Genomic DNA, 20,806 nt, shown 5'->3' with positions numbered 1-20,806 from the left:
CTACTGTGGACCCGTCATCACCGGGAGGGAGCCCATGACGGAAGCGGCGCAGAACTCTTTGCCGCGGCTGCGTGCTCGGCCGCGAGTACTGACCTCCTTCGATCCACGAACCGGCGAAGTGGCCGGTGATTTCGCAATCTTCGGCGCCGACGAGCTGACTCGGACGCTGCGGGAGGCGCGGTCGGCGCAGAAGTGGTGGGCGGGGCTTGGAACCAGTGGTCGGAAGCGCTGGCTGCTCGATTGGAAGAAGCACCTCGCTCGCCGGATCGGTGATCTCGTTGACATCGTCGTGCAGGAGACGGGCAAGCCCCACGACGATGCGCTGGTCGAAGCGATGCTGGCAGTCGAGCAACTCGACTGGGCTGCGCGACATGCGGGCAAGGTCCTCGATCGGCACAAGGTGAAGTCCGGGCTGTTCGGCTGGAATCAGGCGTGCTCGCTCGGTTACGAGCCGCTCGGTGTCGTGGGTGTCATCGGCCCATGGAACTACCCCGTATTTTCGCCGGTGACGACGATTGCGCACGCGATGGCGGCCGGAAACGCGGTCGTTTTCAAGCCGAGTGACCTCACACCCGCTGTCGGGATGTGGCTCGCGGAGAGTTGGCGGACGCTCGCGCCCAACCAGCCTGTATTGCAAGTCGTCACCGGCGACGAGTCGACCGGTGCCGCACTGTGCCGGTCGCGGGTGGACAAGATTTCGTTCACCGGAACGCCGTCCACCGCCAGGAAAGTCATGGCGGTGTGCGCTGAGTCGCTGACGCCGCTCGTCATCGAAAGCGGTGGCAACGACGCGATGCTTGTGCACGTCGACGCCAAACTGGACGACGCGGCGGACGCTGCGATCTTCGGCGCCATGGGCAACGCCGGTCAGACCTGTATCGGTATCGAGCGGATCTACGTCGCGGAATCGGTCTACGACGAGTTCCTTTCGCTCGTCGCCGACAAGGCTCGCTCATTGCGATCGGGCGCAGACCGTGGCGCGTCGTACGGACCGATGACCCAGGATGCGCAGATCGAGATCGTCCGCGAGCATGTTCGAGACGCGCTCGCTCGTGGAGCGAAAGCGGTTGTGGGCGGACTGGATTCGATACGGGAGCCGTATATCGCGCCGATCGTTCTTGCCGACGTTCCCGACGACTGCCGGCTGATGATCGAGGAGACTTTCGGTCCGGTCGTGGCCGTCAACAAGGTGCGCGATCTGGACGAAGCGATTACGCATGCGAACGGTACGTCCTACGGGTTGGGATCGTCGATCTTCACCAGGGACACCCGAACAGCGACCTGGGCAGCCGAGCGCTTGCGGGCCGGCGTCGTGACGATCAACTCGGTCGGCGGGTTCGCGGCGGTCCCGGCTCTCCCGTTCGGCGGCGTCGGTGATTCGGGCTTCGGCCGTGTCAACGGTGCCGACGGGTTGCGGGAGTTCTCGCGGTCGAAGGCTGTCACCCGGCAGAAGCGGCGCGGTTGGTTGAATCTGTACACGCTCGACCGCAAGCCCCGACGTATTCGGATCGCCAAATCGGTATTCAAGATCAGGCACGCGCGGTAGAAGTGTTGGCGACTTGCCAATAGCGGCTTCGAGCCGAATAATCTGACGCGGTGCTGCATAACGATGTGCAGCCCCGGACGAAGGACAATCCATGCCGGAGACAGCTGACGGAACGGTCTACTCGCGGACCGGGTCGGGCAAGCCGCTCGTTCTCGTGCACGGAATCGGTAGCCGCAAAGAGGTATGGGACCCGATCGTCGACCGGCTCGCCGCACAGCGCGACGTCATTGCGGTCGACCTCCCGGGTTTCGGTGCCAGCCCGTCGATGGGTGCGTCGGGCGTCGAGCCGTTGATCGATCGCGTCGAGAATCTGATCAAGGAACTCGGGCTCGATCGGCCGGATGTCGGTGGAAGTTCGATGGGCGGCGGGATCGCACTCGAACTCGCGCGACGTGGCGTCGCCGGTCGCGCCGTCGCCTTCTCGCCTATCGGTTTCTGGAATACGCCGGAGCGGCTGTTGGCCCAGGGGATGCTGATCACCGTTCGGCAGGCCGTTCGACGCCTCGGCGAGCAGATGATCAAGTACGCCGATACCACCGTTGTCCGTTCGGCGCTGGCCGGCTTCTACGGTCATCCGAGTCGCGTAACCATCGCGCAGCGCCGCGGGGATGTCGAAGGGCTCGTTGCCGCAACCGATTTCGAGGACGTGCTGCGAAGTTTCTCGACGTACAACTTCTCCGCCGGCGAGGAATTGGCCAAGGTTCCAGTCGTGATCGCCTGGGGGAGCAGAGATGTCCTGCTCATTCACCGAACGCAGTCCGCGCGTGCCAAGCGTGCGTTGCCGCACGCCGACCACGTGACGATCCCAGGTGCCGGGCATCTGCCGTTTTCCGACGAACCGGACATCTGCGCGCGTATCCTCCTGCGCGAGTAGCCACCGGCTCGACCGTTTTCGATGGTGTTGGCACCGTCACACCATGGTGTTAATGTCCGATTTGTCGCAGCACAATCAAGCTGCCCAATCCGTGGAGTCAGTACATGCCCGAAACTTTTGCCTCAGCGTCATCGACCATGTGCGCGGCATTTCAAGCGACCGTCAAGCGCCGTCCGAACCAGATCGCCGTGCGGACCGCCGGCGATGCCGTCTCGATCACCTTCGCGCAGTGGGACGCCCAGGTTCGCACACTCGCGGCCGGCTTCGCTGCCCTCGGGGTGAACCGAGGCGACAAGGTCGCGTTGATGATGGTCAACCGGCCCGAGTTCTTCGTCATCGATGTTGCCCTCCAGCATCTCGGTGCGACGCCGTTCTCGATCTACAACACGTCCGCTCCCGAGCAGATGAACTACTACTTCGGCGACTCCGGCAACACTGTCGTCATTGCCGAAGCGCAGTTCGTCGAGAAGATTCTGAAAGGCAAGGAGGGCACTGCTGTCGAGCACGTCGTGTGCATCGACGGAAACCCCGAAGGGACCGTCACCCTCGATTCGGTTGCCGCTTCGGGCGCTGCGGACTTCGACTTCGACGCAGCCTGGCGGGCGGTAGAGCCCGATGACGTGCTGACGCTGATCTACACCTCGGGCACAACCGGCAGCCCGAAGGGTGTCCAGCTCACCCACAAGAACATGCTCGCGATGGTGAACGGCACCGAGTTGCTCATGCAGGCAACCCCGGACGACCGCTTGATCTCGTTTCTGCCCGCCGCCCATATCGCGGACCGCTGGGCGGGCCTGTACACCCAGGAGGTCGTCGGCACGCAGGTCACTACGGTCGCGGATCGCAAGGACTTCCTCGCGACCGTTGTCGAGGTCAGGCCCACCATCTTCGGTGCTGTTCCGCAGGTTTGGCAGAAGGTCAAGGCCGGTATCGACGTCAAGCTCGCCGAGGCTACGGGTGTGAAGGCGAAGCTCGCAGGGTGGGCGGTCGCAGTCGGCCGTGAGGCGTCCGACGCCAAGTTGGACGGCAAGCCGGTCGGGTTCGCACTGAATGTGCAGGCGGGTCTCGCGGACAAGCTCGTGCTCTCCAAGCTGCGTGCCGCGCTCGGTCTGGATGTCGCGAAACTGGCACTCTCGGGCGCAGCACCGATCTCGGCAGACGTCGTGCGGTTCTTCAACGGCGTCGGAATTCCGGTCAGCGACGCGTGGGGAATGTCGGAGCTGTCGGGTCTTGTGACGATCAGCCCGCCCGGCAAGATCCGGGTGGGAACGGTCGGCGCGCCGGTTCCAGGCGTCGAGATCAAGATTGCCGAAGACGACGGCGAGGTCCTGGTCCGTGGGCCGATCCTCATGAAGGGCTACCTGAACAAGCCCGAGCAGACCGCCGAAGCGATCGACTCGGACGGCTGGCTGCACACCGGTGACGTCGGAGAACTCGACTCCGAGGGCTTCTTGAAGATCGTCGATCGCAAGAAGGAACTCATCATCAACGCCGGCGGTAAGAACATGTCGCCGTCGAACATCGAGAACTGGGTGAAGGCCTTCTCGCCGCTGATCGGCCAGGCAGTCGCGATCGGCGACAACCGCAAGTACAACGTCGCCCTCATCGCGCTCGACCCGGACAATGCGAAGGTGTTCGCCGAGAAGCTCGGCGTTTCCGAAGACGCGGCCGTCCTCGCCGCACATCCGGAGCTGCTCGCAATCGTCGACAATGCCGTCGAGCAGGCGAATGCCAAGCTCTCGCAGGTCGAGCAGATCAAGAAGTACAAGATCGTGCCGGACTTCTGGGAACCCGGCAGTGACGTGTTGACGCCGACGATGAAGCTGCGCCGCAAGCCCATCAACGAGCGCTACTCAGAGCAGATCGAAGCGCTGTACGCATAAAGCCCGTGCGCGGTTGAAGAGTCCATGGACTCTCCAACCGCGCACACGGTTCTACTTGTGCCGGCCGTGCCGCAAGCCGATCACGCGGCGGATGATGGCAACCGTCGATGCCTTACGGCTGAACGAGAGCAGTTCCATTCCGGGAATTGCGAAGCGCTGCCGTGCAATCGAGTGCGCGCGCGTGAATTCCCGGATGCCGTACTTGCCATGGATCCGGCCGACTCCGGAATCGCCGACCCCGCCGAAGGGCAACCCCGAAATCGCTGCGAATGCCAGCACCGAGTTCACCGACGTCGCGCCCGCCCGCAGTTGCCGGGCGATCTCCATACCCTGGCCTTTGGAGAAGACCGAGGACGCAAGGGCGTACTTCGACGCATTCGCCAGTTCGACGGCTTCGTCGACACTCTTGACGGACCGAACGGTAACCGTCGGGCCGAACGTCTCTTCGGCGACCGCGAGCGAGTCTTCGGGGACATCGACCAGAATGACCGGCTCGATGAACGGCGCCTTGATCGATTCCAGGCCACCGAGGACAGCGCGGCCACCCTTCTCGAGCGCGTCGGCGATGTGGCTACGGACCACGTCGATCTGGCTGGGCATGGTCATCGGTCCGTAGGTGGCCTTGGCGTCGGAGCCAGGCTTGACGGTCGAGAGCTTGGCCTTCAGCGCCGCGATGAATTCGTCGGCGACGGTATCGACGACGTACACCCGCTCGGTTCCCACGCAGGTCTGGCCACTGTTGGCCATCGACGACCACGCGATCGCATCTGCCGCGGCCGCGATGTTGGCGTCTTCGGCGACGATCGCCGCGTCCTTACCGCCGCACTCGAGCACGACCGGAGTCAATGTTTCCGCTGCGACGGCAGCGATCCGCTTGCCCGTCGCGGTCGACCCCGTGAATGCGATCTTGTCTACGCCCGACTTGACGAGGGCGCCGCCGGTCGCGCCGAACCCGTTCACCGTCGTGAAAATCCCCAGCGGCAGGTCTGGGTTGGCCTTCGCGAATGCGTCGGCGAAGTAGTTGCCGACCGAGGTGGTGTGTTCGCTCGGCTTGAACACGACGGCGTTGCCGGCGGCAAGTGCGTACGCGATCGAACCGTTCGGGGTGTAGATCGGATAGTTCCACGGACCGATGACGCCGACGACGCCGAGCGGGCGCTGCTCGATGATCGCTTCGAAGTTGGCCATCAGCATGCCGGGGGATACCTTCTCCGGCGCGAGCGCCTTCTTGGCGTTCTTCGCCGCCCAGTCGGTGTGCTCGACGGCCAGGACGAGCTCGAGAAAGGCGTCCTCGGTTGTCTTGCCGTTCTCGATATGGATCAACTCGCACAGTTCGTCGGCATGGTTGACGAGGTAGGAGTTCCAGCGCAGCAAAGCCTTTCGGCGACCGTCGATACCGAGGTCGCGCCATACGCTTGCCGCGACGCGGGCGCGCGCGACGATGTCGGCGACCGCGACCTCGTCATGGACGGGCCATTCCGCGATCTCCGCTCCTGTCGCGGGGTTTACGGAGGTCAGTGTCTGCGCGGTAGCAACCGCAGTCGTTGAGGCTGTCATAGCGATCCTTACTTGTTGTCGTTGGGAACGAGCTGGGTGTCGATGGCTACAGCCGACCGGTCGGCAGCGAGGAGAACGGTGAGCATCAGGTGCGAGACCCGCTCGAGGATCTCGGGGTTCGTGTCGAATCTGACCAGCCGGCCGATGTCCAGCACGAGGCCGAGGGCGGCATGCACCCGGAAGCGAGCTTCGAGCTGGGACAACTCTGGAATCTCGCTCGTCACCAGATGCGCCCACTGGTCGACGTGCTGGCGCTGAAGTAAACGCAAGTTCTTGCGCTCGTGTGGCGGCAGGTTGCCGAACTCGACGTAGTAGACGGACATCAGCGACGGGTGGCTGAACGCCGTGGCGACGTACCGCCGGGCGAGATTCTGCAGCGCGTCCACCGGGCTGTCCGACTCGGCGAGCGCGTCGGCAATCACGACGGCAACGCGCTCGGACGCGCGGTAGAACACCGCTGCGAGCAGTTCGGCCTTGCTCGAAAAGTGCCGGTAGACGCTGGATGCGTTCATCCCGGCCGCGGCGCCGATGTCCTCGATACTCGCTTCGTGGTACCCGCGAGTGTGGATGAACTCGAGCGCGGTCGCGATGAGCACTTCGCGCTTCGCGAGAACCGCCAAACCGCGGTCCGGTTTCTGTTCGTCGGCACTGCCCGTGCCCACAGGCGGGAGGTCGGCGCCGAGGACGGCAGTCGCCATATCGCAGATCAGCACCTCGGTTCGGCGCGTGCCGAGTGCGAGCCGATGTGCGGTGATGCTGGCTATGACACTCAGTGCCGCGGCTGCGAGCGTTGCGATCGAGGCATCGTCGAGCTGCGGCCGAAGTGCCCGTAGCGGGCGCGCGACCCGCAGATTTACTTCGTCCCACAGCTCGCGAATCCGCGCTCGGTCGGCGGGGTCGAGGTAGTGGCCTTCCCAGCGGTAGATCCCGCCACCGCGGCGATTCTCGATGGTCACGCTGGTGATCGTCCGCAGTGTTTCGTACAGCTGGTCGCTCGGCGCCGGCAGTTCTGCGGCCGCGGCGGTCGCATCGAGCAGGGCGTTGACGACGTTGTCGGCCACTGCAACGAGGAGCGCATATTTGTTCGGGAAATGGCGGTACAGCGCGGGACCCGAGATACCGACCTCGGCGGCGATCTCGTCGACCCCGACAGAGTAGTAGCCGCGTTCCCCGAAGGCGGCGGCGGCGATCTTGACGATCTGGGCTTTGCGGTCGCGGGGACGCCGGCGTACCGGGGTCGCGCCCGCGTCGCCCTCGCGCCCGTTGCGTTCGGCTGTCATCGTCGCCTCCTCGATCGTGACCGGCACAGTTGACAGTTGGCCAATGTCTTCCATAAGTTAACCATGATTCGCGTTGAGACCAAGCCGTTCGGGCAATGCTGCCCGCGACAAGGGAGTAGGAAAGCATGCTGCGTACCCGATTCACCGAGGAGTTCGGGATCGAGCACCCGATCGTGCAAGGCGGCATGATGTGGGTCGGCCGGGCCGAGCTCGTGGCTGCCGTCGCGAACGCAGGTGCGCTCGGCTTCATCACCGCCCTGACCCAGCCGACTCCGGACGACCTGCGACTCGAGATCGAGCGCTGCCGGGAACTCACCGACAAGCCGTTCGGCGTGAACCTGACCATTCTGCCGTCGATCAAACCGCCACCGTACGACGAGTACCGTCAGGCGATCATCGACAGCGGTGTGAAGATCGTCGAGATCGCCGGCAGCAACCCCGCAACACACCTCGAACACCTGAAGCCACACGGCATCAAGGTGATCCACAAATGCACCAGCGTCCGGCACGCGCTGAAAGCGCAGTCCGTCGGCGTCGACGCGGTCAGCATCGACGGCTTCGAGTGCGCGGGCCACCCGGGCGAGAACGATATTCCTGGGCTCATCCTGATTCCCGCCGCTGCCGAGCAGATCACCGTCCCGATGCTGGCGTCGGGTGGCATCGCGAACGCAGAGGGCCTCGTTGCGGCGCTGGCGCTCGGTGCCGACGGCGTGAACATGGGCACCCGATTCATGTGTACGCAGGAGTCCTGTGTCGACCAGAAGGTCAAAGAACAGATCGTTGCCAACAGCGAACTCGACACCCAGCTGATCTTCCGGACGCTGCGCAACACCGCGCGCGTCGCGGACAACGAGGTCAGCCGCAAGGTTGTCGAGATCGAGAAGGCCGGCGGCAGCTTCGAGGACATTCGCGATCTCGTCTCCGGGCAGCGCGGCCGCAAGGTCTTCGAAAACGGCGAACTCGATGCCGGAATCTGGACCACCGGCCAATCTCAAGGGCTGATCCACGACATCCCGACCGTCGCAGAACTGGTGAGCAGGATGGTGAGCGAGGCCGAGCAGATCATCACCGGCAGGCTCTCCGAGCTCGTCGCCGAGCCGGTCGCAGCGAGGAGCTGACATGACGAACACCGAAACCGCTGTTGCACAAGGCTTCACCGCCGTCCATGACGGTCGCGTCCTACGCATCACGATCACCAAGCCGAAGCGGATGAACGCGCTCGACTACGACACCATGGTCGGCCTCGGCGACACCTTTCTCGCAGTCGCGAACGATCCGTCGGTTCGCGCAGTGGTGTTGACCGGTGAAGGGAAAGCCTTCTGCACCGGCGCCGACCTCGCCGCGTCGGCCGAAGCGGCTGCCAGGGGCGTGACGCCGGAAATGACCATGGACGCGGCTAACCGCGTGGTCAAGGCGATCGTCGACTGCCCGGTTCCGGTCATTGCGCGCGTCAAGGGCGCTGCGGCCGGCGTGGGCGTGGGCCTTGCTCTCGCTGCGGACCTCGTCTACGCCAGTGCGGATGCCTACCTGCTGCTGGCCTTCATCAACATCGGGCTGATGCCGGACGGCGGTGCTGCCGCGATGATTGCGGCCGCGGCAGGACGCCCGCTGGCAAACGAGATGGCGCTGCTCGGCGAACGGCTGTCGGCGCAGGCCGCGAAAGACGCGAACCTCATCAACGACGTGTTGTCGGACGAGGATCTCGACGCCAAGGTCGAGGCTGCGGCGGAAAAGATCGCCAACGGTCCGCGGCGCGCGCTCGAACTCACCAAGGCCGCGCTGAACAGCGCAACGCTGACGCAGCTCGATGGTTCGCTGGCCGCCGAGAAGGTCGGGCAGATCGAGTTGCTGCAATCGCCCGACTTCGCCGAGGGTGCCATGGCGATGCTGACCAAGCGCAAAGCCGTATTCGCCGAATAACGCAGGGAGACCGTCGTGACCGACTCACTCGCCCAACCGCTGCGCTCGCGCCGCAATCACTGGAACAACCAGGTTGCGGTGCACGCCATGATGCGGCCCGATGAGGTGGCCTTCCGCTACAGCGGCAAGGACACAACCTGGCAGCAACTCAACGATCGTTCCGAAGCGCTGGCAGACGCATTGGCACGGCGCGGGGTCGGCCACGGCGACCGCGTGCTGATCGTCATGCTCAATCACACCGAGTACATCGAGTCCGTGCTCGCGATCAATGCACTCGGTGCTATCGCAGTTCCAGTGAACTTCCGCCTCACCCCGCCGGAACTCGGTTACATCGTCACCGACAGCGCCGCGAAGGTCGTGATCACCGATCAGCCGCTCGCGCCGCTCATGGCGGCAGTTGCCGGTCAGGTTCCGGCGCTGGCGTTGACAATCGTCCTCGGCGACGAGCAGATCGGTGCCGCGCTCGCCTACGAGGCACTGATTGCGGAGGCGGGCAGTGCCCATGCGCCCCTGGACATTCCGGAGGACACCCCGGCGCTGATCATGTACACCTCGGGAACGACCGGAAGCCCGAAGGGCGCGATCCTGTCGCACGCAAACATGCAGGCGCAGGCTTTCACATGTATTCGGGCTCTGCAGACCGAACCGGACAGCATCTACTTCTGCGCGGCACCGCTCTTCCACATTGCCGGGCTCGGCAGCATCGCGCCCAACATCCAGATCGGCACGAAGACCGTCATTCATCCGCTCGGTGCGTTCAACGCGACGGAAACGCTCGACGCGTGGGAGGCCGAGCGCGCCACGTCGGTATTCCTCGTGCCCGCGCAGTGGCAGGTCATTTGTGCCGATCCGACTGTTTCGCAGCGGAATCTGGCACTGCGTGTCATCAGTTGGGGTGCTGCTCCCGCCTCCGATACTGTCCTGCAGGCGATGGCGGACACGTTCCCAGACGCGCTCAACGTTGCGGTGTTCGGACAGACGGAGATGTCACCCATCACGTGTGTGCTCGAAGGTAAAGATGCGGTCCGGAAGATCGGTTCGGTCGGCAAGCCGATCCCGACGATCATGACCAGGATCGTCGACGACAACGGCGACGACGTCGCCCAAGGCGAGATCGGCGAGATCGTCTACCGCGGCCCGACCATGATGCAGGGCTACTGGAACAAGCCGGAAGCTACCGCCGAGGCCTTCGAAGGTGGCTGGTTCCACTCCGGCGACCTGGTCCGGCAGGACGCCGAGGGCTTCGTGTACGTCGTCGATCGTAAGAAGGACATGATCATTTCGGGCGGCGAGAACATCTACTGCGCCGAGGTCGAGAATGTCCTGTTCGCGCATCCGAAGATCCGCGAGGCCGCGGTCATCGGCAGGCCCGACGACAAGTGGGGCGAAGTCCCTGTCGCCGTTGTTGCGCTGGCAGCAGACAACCTGACCCTCGGCGATCTCGAACCGTTCCTGAACGAAAGCCTCGCCCGGTACAAGCACCCGAAGAGCCTCGTGGTGGTAACCGAGCTGCCCCGCAACGCCAGCGGCAAGGTACTCAAACACGTGCTGCGTAAGGAGCTGCAGGGCTCTCAGTAGGTCTATGTCTCCGTAATTTGTCCTGCTGCAAGGATTTTCGCTGCCGCGCGGCCCGGTGGCTGCCGATGCGGGGGAGTTCGCATCACTTTTCAGGGTTGCGTCGATAACGATCTTGCGCGGCTCGTTGAACCCGCGACGGCAACCCGCGGCGGTCGTTACGCTTTGCCGATGGCGTATTTCGTGACGGGGGCTACGGGATTCATCGGGCGGTTTCTGGTGCCGGAGCTGCTCCGGCGCGAAGGCGATGTGCATGTTCTCGTTCGCGCAGGCTCCGAAGGCAAGCTCGCCAAACGGGCAGCGACCTGGGGTGCGGGTGATCGGGTCAAGCCCGTCGCGGGCGATCTGTCGAAACCTGCGCTTGGCATCGACCCACAGTGGATCGACGAGCATCGCGGCGAGATCGACCACATGTTCCACCTCGCCGCGATCTATGACATCACGGCGTCGGACGAGGTCAACGAGTTGCTCAACAACGGCGGTACGACGCACGCCGTGGAAGTCGCGAATTCGTTGGGCGTACAGGGTTTTCACCACACCTCGTCGGTCGCCGCCGCTGGACTCTACGAAGGCACGTTCACCGAGGACATGTTCGACGAGGGCCAGGAACTGCCGTCCCCGTATCACAGGACCAAGTTCGAATCGGAGAAGATCGTCCGCGACGAATGCGTCCGACCATGGCGGGTCTACCGTCCGTCGATCGTGGTCGGCAGCTCGCAGACCGGCGAGATGGACAAGATCGACGGACCCTATTACTTCTTCCGCCTGTTGCGGATGGCCGGCCGGTTGCCTGGGCGGGTCCCGCTGCTGGTGCCCAACCTGGGCGAGACCAACCTGGTGCCGGTCGATTTCGTCGCAGCCGCGATGGATCACATCGCGCACGTTCCGGGTGTCGACAACACGGCGTTCCACCTCGTGAATCCGACGTCGCAGAACTCTGTCGACGTGCTCGAAACGTTCGCGCGGCAAGCCGGAGCGCCGCGGCTCAAGCAAGCTCTGCCCAAGCAGGCGATGAGCGCGGCGATGAAGATCCCAGGGCTGCAGAGTCGCGTGCTCCCCGGCGTCGGCGTGCCGGCGGAGGCGATGGAGCACACCGAGTTCACGTGCCATTTCGATTCGGCACATACGCAGTCGGCGCTGGCGGGGTCGGGCATCAGTGTGCCGCCGCTCGACGAATACGCCCCGGTGTTGTGGCGGTACTGGGTCGAAAACCTCGCGGACTAGCTTTCCTTGAAGTCGGCCCAGCGGTTGCGGTTGGTCCACCCGACGAGGTCGTATCGCCACCGGAACGGCCAGGTGTGGGCAACCGTGTTGACCAGGACCGTCCCGAGTCCGACTGCGTCGGCATGCTCGGAAAGCAGTGCGCGCTGGCCGCGATCGGATGCGGTGAAGAAGGAGTCGAACATCGCCGAAAGCTGCTCGGTCGTCAGTCTGCCCATGCCCGCGACGCCGCGCATCCTCATCCAGTACACAAGCCTGGCTTTTACGGGCCACAGCGCTTTGATCGGGTCGGTGCCGGACTTCAGCGCCCCGACGGCGGTGTCGGCCAGGAACAGGGAGTCCGCGACGCTGTAACCGGTGCAGGGATGCATCATGCCGCCGCGCGAGCCGAACGGGATCGGCTCGTCGGCGCGGCGACGGCGCGGCGGTGGCTGGTCGAGTGGGTAGTGACAGCCCTCGAACGGTTCGTCGCCGGTGACCGTGATCCCGTGCGCGGCCAGGCGGGTCACACAGCGCTTGCGCAGTTCCTTCTGCGTGAGGCCACCGGGCACCGCCAGCGTCGTTTCCTCGAAGATCACCGTGCCGTCGCCGATCGGCACGGAATAGAGGAAGGACGGCGGCTCGTCGTTCGTGGCGCCGTTCTCGGGTCGCCAATCGAGCAGGAGAGCCTCACCGGGTGGCACGAATTTCGCGGCGATCTCCGCGTCGACGAAGATTCCGTGGGCACTCGCGGCAGGCCGCTGGGCAACCGGTGGAAGCCCGCGGGCATCGATGACGACATCGGCGTCGACAGTGCCGCCGTCGGCGAGGTCGACGCGGCGTGCGGTAAGACCGGTCGCGCGCTGGGCCTCGATGTGCACACCGTCGAGCGGCATGGCTTTCCACAGTTCGGTTTTCGAGAGCACGGCGTAGGGACGCTCGATGCGCCGCTCGACGCTGGTCCAGACCGTGGGGGCCTCGATCCGCGATGCGATAACGGAATTCGGCAACCACGCGGGAAGTTCGTCGACCCAGGCCGAGTAGGTGGGAACCCACAGCCGGTCGGGGCGCGGATCGACGACCGCGACGTTCAGGCCGGCGCTCGCGCAACGAGACGCGAGTGCGCGGCCGGTCGGTCCGAGGCCGACGACGCAGACGTCGTAGCGGGAATTACTCACAAAACCGACTCTACTTCGGGGTCACCCAGGTGGTGATATCCGCGTGGACGACCTCGGTTCCGTTGTTGTCGTAGATCGCGACCGGAATTATGAGGTCGGTGCCCTCGGTGATGGCTGTGAAGTCGGGCAGCTCGGCCAGCTTCGCGACAGCGCGCAGTCCGGAGTTCGCCTTCGCCAAATACTGAACGTTCATCGATTTCGGGATCCAGCGGTGCGTGCCCGGAACCGTCGCTTCGGAGAGAACGCCCATTGCCACCTCGGCGAGGTTGCATGCCGCGATGGCGTGAAAAGTGCCGATGTGGTTGTGAATTCCGAACCACTTCGGCGCCTTGACCTCGCAGTATCCCGGTTCGAGGGCGACAATCGTCGGCACGACGGTGCCGAAGTACGGCGCTTTTGCCACGACTCCCAGCGAGAACAGCGCATGGCCGATCCGGTTGTCGGGAAGCTTCTTCCAACTGCGTAGAACTGCGGTGTCGTTGCTCATGGCCGCTACCTTACTTCAAAGTAAGTTACGTGAGATAGAGGGTGCGATGGGCAGATTTGAACTCGCGACCCGTGTGCGGCATACTGTTCAGGTTGCCTTGACCGGGACGCGCTATGTTGCGGCCTCGATCGGGTAGGGCACGTGTCGTACGGCGGAGGCTGAAAATGCCCGGTCCGGGGACAGGCAGCAAAAAGCAGAGCAAGCAGTAACCCCAGCACTCGTTTTCGGGTGCGTCCGGGATGCGTTTCTACGGCCGAGGCTGAAAAGTCCGAGGCAGCAGAATGTGCGGAAAGGCGACACGCCCGACCGCGTGGACCGGACAACCTTTGACAGATGAACAGCGGCAGCGGATCGGTCGAACCGATCGCCATGCGTTTGTTCTGTTGTGTGTTCGGGTGCATTGCTTGGGACAGAGAAGACGAGAAGCAAGAATGCAGCGTCGAGAAGAGGACAAATAGCGTGGCGGGACAAAAGATCCGCATCAGGCTCAAGGCCTACGACCACGAGGCGATCGATGCGTCAGCGCGCAAGATCGTCGAGACGGTGACCCGTACGGGCGCCCGTGTTGTCGGCCCGGTGCCGTTGCCCACCGAGAAGAACGTGTACTGCGTCATTCGCTCGCCGCACAAGTACAAGGATTCGCGCGAGCACTTCGAGATGCGGACACACAAGCGACTCATCGACATCCTCGACCCGACGCCGAAGACGGTCGACGCGCTCATGCGCATCGATCTGCCGGCCAGTGTCGACGTGAATATCCAGTGAGTTCGGGAACGCATATGACTGACAACAAGAACAGACCAGCAAAAGGCATTCTGGGCACCAAGCTCGGCATGACTCAGGTCTTCGATGACAAGAACCGGGTCGTCCCGGTCACCGTGATCAAGGCTGGGCCGAACGTCGTCACCCAGATCCGTACCGAAGAGCGCGACGGCTACAACGCCGTGCAGCTCGCGTTCGGTGCCATCGACCCGCGCAAGGTGAACAAGCCCGTCACCGGGCAGTTCGAAAAGGCAGGCGTCACGCCTCGCCGCCACGTCGTCGAGCTTCGCGTCGCCGACACCTCCGCGTTCGAGGTCGGCCAGGAGCTCACCGCCGAGGTGTTCGAGGACGGCGCATACGTCGACGTCACCGGCACCAGCAAGGGCAAGGGCTTCGCCGGAACCATGAAGCGGCACGGCTTCGCGGGCCAGGGCGCCAGCCACGGCGCGCAGGCTGTGCACCGTCGTCCCGGTTCCATCGGTGGCTGCGCTACCCCGGGCCGCGTGTTCAAGGGCACGCGCATGTCCGGCCGGATGGGCAACGACCGCGTCACCACGCAGAACCTCTCGGTCCACAAGGTGGACGCCGAGAACGGTCTCCTGCTGATCAAGGGTGCGATCCCCGGCCGCAAGGGCGGCCTCGTGATCGTCAAGAGTGCAGTGAAGGGTGGTGCACGGGCATGACCAGCTTGGAGAAATCCAGCACCGCGAAGTCGCCGAATCTGACGCTTGACGTCAAGGCTCCGGGCGGCAAGACGAACGGCACGGTGGATCTCCCCGCCGAGATCTTCGACGTGACCGCGAACATCGCGTTGATGCACCAGGTCGTCGTCGCGCAGCTCGCTGCCGCACGCCAGGGCACGCACGCGACGAAGACGCGCGCACAGGTCAGCGGTGGCGGTCGCAAGCCGTACCGCCAGAAGGGAACCGGCCGCGCCCGTCAGGGCTCGACCCGCGCCCCGCAGTTCACCGGTGGTGGCGTCGTGCACGGCCCGCAGCCGCGTGACTACAGCCAGCGCACCCCCAAGAAGATGAAGGCAGCCGCCCTGCGCGGTGCCCTCTCGGACCGGGCGCGCAACGAGCGCATCCACGTCATCACCGAACTCGTTGCCGGCCAGACGCCGTCCACGAAGTCGGCGAAGTCGTTCCTCGCCGAACTGAGCGACCGTAAGAAGCTGCTCATCGTCGTCGGCCGCGAGGACATCGCTGCTTGGAAGAGCGTTGCGAACCTCGAGAACGTGCTGCCGATCGCTCCCGATCAGCTCAACACGTACGACGTCCTCAACAGCGACGACATCGTGTTCAGCGTCGAAGCGCTCAACGCCTTCGTTCACGGTCCGTCCGAGGCCGCACAGGAAGAAAAGGAGTGACCGCGGTGACCATCGCAAACGTAAAGACCGATCCCCGCGACATCCTGCTCGCTCCGGTCATCTCCGAGAAGTCCTACGGACTGATCGAAGAAGGCACCTACACCTTCCTGGTGCACCCGGAATCGAACAAGACGCAGATCAAGATCGCCGTCGAGAAGATCTTCGGCGTGACCGTGACCAGCGTCAACACCGCCAACCGTCAGGGCAAGCGCAAGCGGACCCGCTTCGGCTACGGCACGCGTAAGGCCACCAAGCGCGCGCTCGTGACCATCTCGGCCGACAGCAAGCCCATCGAGATCTTCGGGGGGCCGGTCGCCTAGGCGCCCGGACTCCAGAAAGTAGAAGAGAACTCATGGCTATCCGTAAGTACAAGCCGACTACCCCGGGCCGTCGTGGCGCGAGCGTTTCGGACTTCGCCGAGATCACTCGGTCGACGCCCGAGAAGTCGCTCATCCGCCCGCTGCACGGACGTGGTGGACGTAACGCACACGGTCGTATCACCACCCGGCACAAGGGTGGCGGCCACAAGCGCGCATACCGCTTGATCGATTTCCGTCGCAACGACAAGGACGGCATTCCGGCCAAGGTTGCGCACATCGAATACGACCCCAACCGCACAGCGAACATCGCGCTGCTGCACTTCGCCGACGGTGAGAAGCGCTACATCATCGCGCCGAAGGGCATCGCGCAGGGTTCCCCGATCGAGGCCGGCCCCACCGCCGACATCAAGCCGGGTAACAACCTGCCGCTGCGCAACATCCCGACCGGTACCACGATTCACGCTGTGGAACTGCGTCCGGGCGGTGGCGCGAAGATGGCCCGCTCGGCGGGCGTCGGTGTGCAGCTGCTCGGTAAGGAAGGCACCTACGCCACCCTGCGTATGCCCTCCGGCGAAATCCGTCGCGTCGACGTGCGCTGCCGCGCAACCGTCGGCGAGGTCGGCAACGCCGAACAGTCGAACATCAACTGGGGCAAGGCCGGCCGCATGCGCTGGAAGGGCAAGCGCCCGACCGTCCGTGGTGTCGTCATGAACCCGGTCGACCACCCACACGGTGGTGGTGAGGGCAAGACCTCCGGTGGTCGCCACCCGGTCAGCCCGTGGGGACAGCCGGAAGGCCGTACCCGCAAGCCGAACCGTCCGAGCGACAAGCTCATCGTCCGCCGCCGCCGCACTGGCAAGAACAAGCGATAACAAGGAGGGAGTGAAGGATGCCACGCAGCCTGAAGAAGGGCCCGTTCGTCGACGACCACCTCCTTGCGAAGGTGGACGTTCAGAACGACAAGGGGACCAAGCAGGTCATCAAGACCTGGTCCCGCCGCTCGACCATCATTCCGGATTTCATCGGACACACGTTTGCGGTGCACGACGGCCGCAAGCACGTCCCGGTGTTCGTCTCGGACTCGATGGTCGGCCACAAGCTCGGTGAGTTTGCACCGACCCGCACGTTCAAGGGTCACATCAAGGACGACCGGAAAGCGAAGCGCAGGTAATGAGTAATTCAGCACAGCCGACTCTCGCTCTTTCGACAGCTCGCGCAACCGCGAAGCACGTTCGGGTTACTCCGATGAAGGCACGCCGGGTCGTCGACCTGGTCCGCGGCCGTTCGGTGCAGGACGCACTGGCGATCCTCAAGTTCGCACCGCAAGCCGCAAGCGAGCCGGTGGCCAAGGTCGTTGCCAGCGCAGCGGCCAACGCCGAGAACAACCTGAACCTCGACCCGTCGACGCTGGTCATCTCGACCGCGTACGTCGACGAGGGCGCAACGATGAAGCGGTTCCAGCCGCGTGCACAGGGCCGGGCATTCCGGATCCGCAAGCGCACGAGCCACATCACGATCGAGGTCCAGAGCGTTCCCAAGGCAGGTGGCGAGAGCAACCGTCGCCGCCGCTCCACCGCAGCATCTAAGGGAGGGGCTCAGTAGTGGGCCAGAAAATCAACCCGCACGGCTTCCGCCTTGGTATCACCACCGACTGGAAGTCTCGCTGGTACGCAGACAAGCAGTACGCGGAGTACGTGAAGGAAGACGTTGCGATCCGCAAGCTTCTTGCCACGGGCATGGAGCGCGCGGGTATCGCAAAGGTCGAGATCGAGCGCACCCGCGATCGGGTCCGCGTGGACATCCACACGGCGCGTCCGGGCATCGTCATCGGTCGTCGTGGTGCGGAAGCGGACAAGATCCGGGCATCGCTCGAGGCGCTCACCAAGAAGCAGGTGCAGCTCAACATCCTCGAGGTGAAGAACGCCGAAGCCGAAGCGCAGCTCGTTGCGCAGGGTGTCGCCGAGCAGCTCAGCAACCGCGTGGCGTTCCGTCGCGCGATGCGTAAGGCGATCCAGTCGGCGATGCGTCAGCCCAACGTCAAGGGCATCCGCGTGCAGTGCTCCGGTCGTCTCGGTGGTGCCGAGATGAGCCGTTCGGAGTTCTACCGCGAAGGCCGGGTTCCGCTGCACACGCTGCGTGCCGACATCGACTACGGCCTGTACGAGGCCAAGACGACGTTCGGTCGCATCGGCGTGAAGGTGTGGATCTACAAGGGCGACATCGTCGGTGGCAAGCGCGAGCAGGCTGCCGTTGCGGCTCCTGCAGGCGATCGCCCCCGTCGTGAGCGTCCGGCACGTCCGCGTCGTTCGGGTGCCTCGGGCACCACGGCAACCAGCACCGAGGCCGGTCGCGCTGCCTCTGGCGACAGCACTGCGGCTCCCTCGACAGAAACACAGGAGGGCTAGCCATGTTGATGCCTCGCAGAGTCAAGCATCGCAAGCAGCACCACCCCAGCCGCTCGGGAGCGGCCAAGGGCGGCACGCAGGTGACGTTCGGTGACTTCGGCATCCAGGCACTCGAGCCGGCCTACATCACCAACCGGCAGATCGAGTCCGCTCGTATCGCCATGACGCGCCACATCAAGCGTGGCGGCAAGATCTGGATCAACATCTACCCGGATCGCCCGCTCACCAAGAAGCCTGCCGAGACCCGCATGGGTTCCGGTAAGGGTTCGCCGGAGTGGTGGGTCGCGAACGTCAAGCCCGGTCGCGTGATGTTCGAAATGACATACCCCAACGAGGAGACCGCTCGTGAGGCTCTGCGCCGCGCGATGCACAAGCTCCCGTGCAAGTGCAGGATCGTGACGAGAGAGGAGCAGTTCTGATGGCTACTGGAACACCGGCCGCAGAGCTCCGCGAGCTCACCGAAGAGGAGCTTGTCGAACGTCTCCGTGAGTCCAAGGAAGAGCTGTTCAATCTGCGCTTCCAGATGGCAACGGGTCAGCTCGACAACAACCGTCGGCTGCGCACCGTCCGGCACGAAATCGCACGGATCTACACGGTTATGCGTGAGCGTGAGCTCGGCTTGGCCACCGGACCCGCGGGTGATGCCGCATGAGTGAGGACAAAGCAGTGAGCACAGCAGAGCGCAATCGCCGGAAGGTTCGCACCGGCTACGTGGTCTCGGACAAGATGGAAAAGACCATCGTGGTCGAGCTCGAGGACCGGGTCAAGCACCCGCTCTACGGCAAGATCATCCGTCGCACCACCAAGGTGAAGGCGCACGACGAGGCTGGCACCGCCGGTATCGGCGACCGCGTCCAGCTGATGGAGACCCGCCCGATGTCGGCCACCAAGCGCTGGCGTCTGGTCGAGGTGCTCGAGCGCGCGAAGTAAGCAGCACTACGTCGACAGGCCCGTCCCTTCGGGGGCGGGCCTGTTGTCGTTCGTGCGTAGAAATGGAGAACGCCGCTCCCGGGGGGGAGCGGCGTTCGTGTGTCTACCGGTGTGTCAGTTCCACTGCAGATTTGCGATAGCGAGGATCTCGTTCTCGCTCGCCTGCGAGAGCTTCCACATGCCGTCCGAGTCGACCCAGGTCAGGAGCACCGGGTAGTCGTAGGAACCGAGCCGGCTGTGCAGCGTCGCAGAAAGCGTGCTGCCGTCGTTGTTGACCGGGCCCGAGATATCCCACGAGTAGCCCGGAATCGCTGCGATGCGCTGGTTGACGACACCGAGGGAACTCGCATTGCCCGACTCCAGCTCGGCCGAATTGCCGGCCAGCGCGGACTGCAGCTTGCCCTGCAACTCGCCCGGACTCGGGGTGGCAGGAGCGGCGATGGCGGGTGACGCCGCGATGACGGCTACAGACCCTGCCGTTACGAAAATCGCTGCAGCTGCCATCGGTGCTGCGATGAGACGGCGAATCATGGACACTCCTAGTCAGTTTGGATAGGTAAACCTAACTGAGCATATCTGATCATGAAGCCTGGCGTTACTTCCACATTCGGGGTATTGCCCCCAACGGTGCCCCCGCAGGCTTGATTTGGTTTCTACCTGCGCTTTCACCTAGACTTGAGCGGTTGCCCGCGGGTGTTCCATGCCCGCAATCCGGCCGCGAACCCCCTGTGGTGTACAAAACCGCAGGCAGGCGCGCGTTCTGATGGCAGCATGACCATGCCCGTCGGGTCGGTAATCCGGCGTGCAACACCATCCAGGTCCAGGAGTCACAAGTGATTCAGCAGGAGTCGCGACTGCGTGTCGCCGACAACACGGGTGCCAAGGAGATTCTCTGCATCCGCGTTCTCGGTGGTTCGTCGCGTCGCTATGCGGGGATCGGCGACATCATCGTCGCCACCGTTAAGGACGCCATCCCCGGCGCAAACATCAAGAAGGGTGACGTCGTCAAGGCGGTCATCGTGCGCACTGTCAAGGAGCGCCGCCGTCCGGACGGCAGCTACATCCGTTTCGACGAGAACGCTGCGGTCATCATCAAGGCCAACGACAACGACCCGCGTGGCACACGCATCTTCGGACCGGTCGGTCGTGAGCTGCGTGACAAGAAGTTCATGAAGATCGTTTCGCTGGCACCGGAGGTCGTGTGATGAAGGTGCACAAGGGTGACACCGTTCTCGTCATCTCGGGCAAGGACAAGGGCGCAAAGGGCAAGGTCATTCAGGCCTACCCGGCGACCGGCAAGGTCCTCGTCGAAGGCGTGAACCGGATCAAGAAGCACACCGCGGTTTCTGCGAACCAGCGTGGCGCGCAGTCGGGTGGAATCGTGACGCAGGAGGCTCCGATCGACGCCTCCAACGTTGCGATCGTCGACTCCGACGGCAACGCGACTCGCGTGGGCTACCGCACCGACGAAGCCGGCAAGCGGGTCCGCATCTCCCGTAAGAGCGGGAAGGACATCTGAG

General features: G+C 64.2%; 25 protein-coding genes. 20 read left to right on the top strand and 5 right to left on the bottom strand.

What is annotated here, in order from left to right; all coding sequences use genetic code 11:
- Nucleotides 1-34 precede the first annotated feature (34 nt).
- From JGU72_RS22870 to JGU72_RS22860, 3 genes are all read left to right on the top strand, one after another.
- Nucleotides 35-1,546 carry an aldehyde dehydrogenase family protein gene (locus tag JGU72_RS22870; protein WP_199686377.1) on the top strand — a complete coding sequence of 504 codons (1,512 nt, stop codon included), beginning with the start codon at nt 35-37 and terminating at the stop codon, nt 1,544-1,546.
- Between the two features lie 91 nt (nt 1,547-1,637).
- The gene (locus tag JGU72_RS22865; RefSeq protein WP_199686376.1) at nt 1,638-2,420 is read left to right on the top strand and encodes an alpha/beta fold hydrolase; all 783 of its coding nucleotides are present in this window, start codon (nt 1,638-1,640) and stop codon (nt 2,418-2,420) included.
- A 104-nt stretch (nt 2,421-2,524) separates the two neighbouring features.
- On the top strand, nt 2,525-4,303 hold the full coding sequence (locus JGU72_RS22860) for an AMP-dependent synthetase/ligase (protein WP_199686375.1): 1,779 nt from the start codon (nt 2,525-2,527) through the stop codon (nt 4,301-4,303).
- Between the two features lie 51 nt (nt 4,304-4,354).
- On the opposite strand, the gene JGU72_RS22855 is transcribed toward JGU72_RS22860, so the two are convergent.
- Entirely contained in the window at nt 4,355-5,860 is a 1,506-nt protein-coding gene (locus JGU72_RS22855) for an aldehyde dehydrogenase family protein (RefSeq protein ID WP_199686374.1), read from the bottom strand.
- An 8-nt stretch (nt 5,861-5,868) separates the two neighbouring features.
- A complete protein-coding gene (locus JGU72_RS22850; RefSeq protein ID WP_199686373.1) occupies nt 5,869-7,140 on the bottom strand; it encodes a TetR/AcrR family transcriptional regulator in 1,272 nt (423 codons plus the stop codon).
- Nucleotides 7,141-7,265: 125 nt separating this feature from the next.
- On the opposite strand from JGU72_RS22850, the gene JGU72_RS22845 reads away from it, so the two are divergent.
- The 4 genes from JGU72_RS22845 to JGU72_RS22830 all read left to right on the top strand — a co-directional run bounded on the left by JGU72_RS22845 (nt 7,266) and on the right by JGU72_RS22830 (nt 11,859).
- Nucleotides 7,266-8,258 (top strand): NAD(P)H-dependent flavin oxidoreductase, encoded by a 993-nt coding sequence (locus tag JGU72_RS22845; RefSeq protein WP_199686372.1) that lies wholly within the window; start codon nt 7,266-7,268, stop codon nt 8,256-8,258.
- Nucleotide 8,259: 1 nt separating this feature from the next.
- Complete coding sequence (locus tag JGU72_RS22840) at nt 8,260-9,060, top strand: enoyl-CoA hydratase-related protein (RefSeq protein ID WP_199686371.1); 801 nt, start codon at nt 8,260-8,262, stop codon at nt 9,058-9,060.
- A 15-nt stretch (nt 9,061-9,075) separates the two neighbouring features.
- Nucleotides 9,076-10,638: a fatty-acid--CoA ligase FadD5 gene (gene fadD5, locus JGU72_RS22835; RefSeq protein WP_199686370.1), complete on the top strand. Its 1,563-nt coding sequence runs from the start codon at nt 9,076-9,078 to the stop codon at nt 10,636-10,638.
- 168 nt (nt 10,639-10,806) lie between these two features.
- Nucleotides 10,807-11,859 carry an SDR family oxidoreductase gene (locus JGU72_RS22830; protein WP_199686369.1) on the top strand — a complete coding sequence of 351 codons (1,053 nt, stop codon included), beginning with the start codon at nt 10,807-10,809 and terminating at the stop codon, nt 11,857-11,859.
- Here JGU72_RS22830 and JGU72_RS22825 read toward each other — a convergent pair.
- Together JGU72_RS22825 and JGU72_RS22820 are read right to left on the bottom strand one after the other, a co-directional pair.
- Nucleotides 11,856-13,013, bottom strand: coding sequence for a lycopene cyclase family protein (locus JGU72_RS22825; RefSeq protein WP_199686368.1), 1,158 nt, complete (start codon nt 13,011-13,013; stop codon nt 11,856-11,858). The two genes, JGU72_RS22830 and JGU72_RS22825, sit on opposite strands and share 4 nt — an antisense overlap.
- 10 nt (nt 13,014-13,023) lie before the next feature.
- On the bottom strand, nt 13,024-13,500 hold the full coding sequence (locus JGU72_RS22820; protein ID WP_199686367.1) for a hotdog fold domain-containing protein: 477 nt from the start codon (nt 13,498-13,500) through the stop codon (nt 13,024-13,026).
- 459 nt (nt 13,501-13,959) lie between these two features.
- Here JGU72_RS22820 and rpsJ point away from each other — a divergent pair, with 459 nt between their 5' ends.
- From rpsJ to rpsQ, 11 genes are read left to right on the top strand one after another with little or no spacing between them, the layout of a single operon-like run.
- On the top strand, nt 13,960-14,265 hold the full coding sequence (gene rpsJ, locus JGU72_RS22815; RefSeq protein ID WP_003938093.1) for a 30S ribosomal protein S10: 306 nt from the start codon (nt 13,960-13,962) through the stop codon (nt 14,263-14,265).
- A 14-nt stretch (nt 14,266-14,279) separates the two neighbouring features.
- Nucleotides 14,280-14,945, top strand: coding sequence for a 50S ribosomal protein L3 (gene rplC / locus JGU72_RS22810; RefSeq protein WP_199686366.1), 666 nt, complete (start codon nt 14,280-14,282; stop codon nt 14,943-14,945).
- Complete coding sequence (rplD, locus tag JGU72_RS22805; RefSeq protein WP_199686365.1) at nt 14,942-15,631, top strand: 50S ribosomal protein L4; 690 nt, start codon at nt 14,942-14,944, stop codon at nt 15,629-15,631. The genes rplC and rplD overlap by 4 nt, the downstream gene beginning before the upstream one ends.
- Nucleotides 15,632-15,642: 11 nt before the next feature.
- Nucleotides 15,643-15,951 (top strand): 50S ribosomal protein L23, encoded by a 309-nt coding sequence (gene rplW / locus JGU72_RS22800; protein ID WP_199686417.1) that lies wholly within the window; start codon nt 15,643-15,645, stop codon nt 15,949-15,951.
- Nucleotides 15,952-15,983: 32 nt separating this feature from the next.
- Nucleotides 15,984-16,823 carry a 50S ribosomal protein L2 gene (gene rplB / locus JGU72_RS22795; protein WP_199686364.1) on the top strand — a complete coding sequence of 280 codons (840 nt, stop codon included), beginning with the start codon at nt 15,984-15,986 and terminating at the stop codon, nt 16,821-16,823.
- A 17-nt stretch (nt 16,824-16,840) separates the two neighbouring features.
- Nucleotides 16,841-17,122 (top strand): 30S ribosomal protein S19, encoded by a 282-nt coding sequence (rpsS, locus tag JGU72_RS22790; protein ID WP_169588057.1) that lies wholly within the window; start codon nt 16,841-16,843, stop codon nt 17,120-17,122.
- Nucleotides 17,122-17,553 carry a 50S ribosomal protein L22 gene (gene rplV / locus JGU72_RS22785; protein WP_199686363.1) on the top strand — a complete coding sequence of 144 codons (432 nt, stop codon included), beginning with the start codon at nt 17,122-17,124 and terminating at the stop codon, nt 17,551-17,553. The genes rpsS and rplV overlap by 1 nt, the downstream gene beginning before the upstream one ends.
- Nucleotides 17,553-18,356, top strand: a complete 804-nt coding sequence (rpsC, locus tag JGU72_RS22780) for a 30S ribosomal protein S3 (RefSeq protein WP_199686362.1) — start codon at nt 17,553-17,555, stop codon at nt 18,354-18,356. The genes rplV and rpsC overlap by 1 nt, the downstream gene beginning before the upstream one ends.
- 2 nt (nt 18,357-18,358) lie before the next feature.
- On the top strand, nt 18,359-18,775 hold the full coding sequence (rplP, locus tag JGU72_RS22775; RefSeq protein WP_199686361.1) for a 50S ribosomal protein L16: 417 nt from the start codon (nt 18,359-18,361) through the stop codon (nt 18,773-18,775).
- Entirely contained in the window at nt 18,775-19,008 is a 234-nt protein-coding gene (rpmC, locus tag JGU72_RS22770) for a 50S ribosomal protein L29 (protein ID WP_199686360.1), read from the top strand. The genes rplP and rpmC overlap by 1 nt, the downstream gene beginning before the upstream one ends.
- Nucleotides 19,005-19,286 (top strand): 30S ribosomal protein S17, encoded by a 282-nt coding sequence (rpsQ, locus tag JGU72_RS22765; protein ID WP_199686359.1) that lies wholly within the window; start codon nt 19,005-19,007, stop codon nt 19,284-19,286. The genes rpmC and rpsQ overlap by 4 nt, the downstream gene beginning before the upstream one ends.
- 114 nt (nt 19,287-19,400) lie before the next feature.
- On the opposite strand, the gene JGU72_RS22760 is transcribed toward rpsQ, so the two are convergent.
- Nucleotides 19,401-19,817, bottom strand: coding sequence for a hypothetical protein (locus JGU72_RS22760; RefSeq protein ID WP_199686358.1), 417 nt, complete (start codon nt 19,815-19,817; stop codon nt 19,401-19,403).
- A 302-nt stretch (nt 19,818-20,119) separates the two neighbouring features.
- Between JGU72_RS22760 and rplN the strand changes: the two genes are divergently transcribed.
- Nucleotides 20,120-20,491 carry a 50S ribosomal protein L14 gene (gene rplN, locus JGU72_RS22755; protein ID WP_199686357.1) on the top strand — a complete coding sequence of 124 codons (372 nt, stop codon included), beginning with the start codon at nt 20,120-20,122 and terminating at the stop codon, nt 20,489-20,491.
- On the top strand, nt 20,491-20,805 hold the full coding sequence (gene rplX, locus JGU72_RS22750) for a 50S ribosomal protein L24 (RefSeq protein ID WP_199686356.1): 315 nt from the start codon (nt 20,491-20,493) through the stop codon (nt 20,803-20,805). The genes rplN and rplX overlap by 1 nt, the downstream gene beginning before the upstream one ends.
- Nucleotide 20,806: the final 1 nt, after the last annotated feature.

Origin of the sequence: Antrihabitans auranticaus (genome assembly GCF_016481275.1) — a bacterium.
Taxonomy (GTDB): Bacteria; Actinomycetota; Actinomycetes; order Mycobacteriales; family Mycobacteriaceae; genus Antrihabitans.
Note: the sequence above shows the minus strand (reverse complement) of the source record. Positions and strands in the feature narration are given on the sequence as shown.

Bases quoted from the DNA above. Each gene is read 5' to 3' on its own strand.
- JGU72_RS22870 (WP_199686377.1), top strand. From the start codon at position 35: ATGACGGAAGCGGCGCAGAACTCTTTGCCGCGGCTGCGTGCTCGGCCG.
- JGU72_RS22865 (WP_199686376.1), top strand. From the start codon at position 1,638: ATGCCGGAGACAGCTGACGGAACGGTCTACTCGCGGACCGGGTCGGGC.
- JGU72_RS22860 (WP_199686375.1), top strand. From the start codon at position 2,525: ATGCCCGAAACTTTTGCCTCAGCGTCATCGACCATGTGCGCGGCATTT.
- JGU72_RS22855 (WP_199686374.1), bottom strand. From the start codon at position 5,860: ATGACAGCCTCAACGACTGCGGTTGCTACCGCGCAGACACTGACCTCC.
- JGU72_RS22850 (WP_199686373.1), bottom strand. From the start codon at position 7,140: ATGACAGCCGAACGCAACGGGCGCGAGGGCGACGCGGGCGCGACCCCG.
- JGU72_RS22845 (WP_199686372.1), top strand. From the start codon at position 7,266: ATGCTGCGTACCCGATTCACCGAGGAGTTCGGGATCGAGCACCCGATC.
- JGU72_RS22840 (WP_199686371.1), top strand. From the start codon at position 8,260: ATGACGAACACCGAAACCGCTGTTGCACAAGGCTTCACCGCCGTCCAT.
- JGU72_RS22830 (WP_199686369.1), top strand. From the start codon at position 10,807: ATGGCGTATTTCGTGACGGGGGCTACGGGATTCATCGGGCGGTTTCTG.
- JGU72_RS22820 (WP_199686367.1), bottom strand. From the start codon at position 13,500: ATGAGCAACGACACCGCAGTTCTACGCAGTTGGAAGAAGCTTCCCGAC.
- rplC (WP_199686366.1), top strand. From the start codon at position 14,280: ATGACTGACAACAAGAACAGACCAGCAAAAGGCATTCTGGGCACCAAG.
- rplD (WP_199686365.1), top strand. From the start codon at position 14,942: ATGACCAGCTTGGAGAAATCCAGCACCGCGAAGTCGCCGAATCTGACG.
- rplB (WP_199686364.1), top strand. From the start codon at position 15,984: ATGGCTATCCGTAAGTACAAGCCGACTACCCCGGGCCGTCGTGGCGCG.
- rpsS (WP_169588057.1), top strand. From the start codon at position 16,841: ATGCCACGCAGCCTGAAGAAGGGCCCGTTCGTCGACGACCACCTCCTT.
- rplV (WP_199686363.1), top strand. From the start codon at position 17,122: ATGAGTAATTCAGCACAGCCGACTCTCGCTCTTTCGACAGCTCGCGCA.
- rplP (WP_199686361.1), top strand. From the start codon at position 18,359: ATGTTGATGCCTCGCAGAGTCAAGCATCGCAAGCAGCACCACCCCAGC.
- rpmC (WP_199686360.1), top strand. From the start codon at position 18,775: ATGGCTACTGGAACACCGGCCGCAGAGCTCCGCGAGCTCACCGAAGAG.
- rpsQ (WP_199686359.1), top strand. From the start codon at position 19,005: ATGAGTGAGGACAAAGCAGTGAGCACAGCAGAGCGCAATCGCCGGAAG.
- JGU72_RS22760 (WP_199686358.1), bottom strand. From the start codon at position 19,817: ATGATTCGCCGTCTCATCGCAGCACCGATGGCAGCTGCAGCGATTTTC.
- rplX (WP_199686356.1), top strand. From the start codon at position 20,491: ATGAAGGTGCACAAGGGTGACACCGTTCTCGTCATCTCGGGCAAGGAC.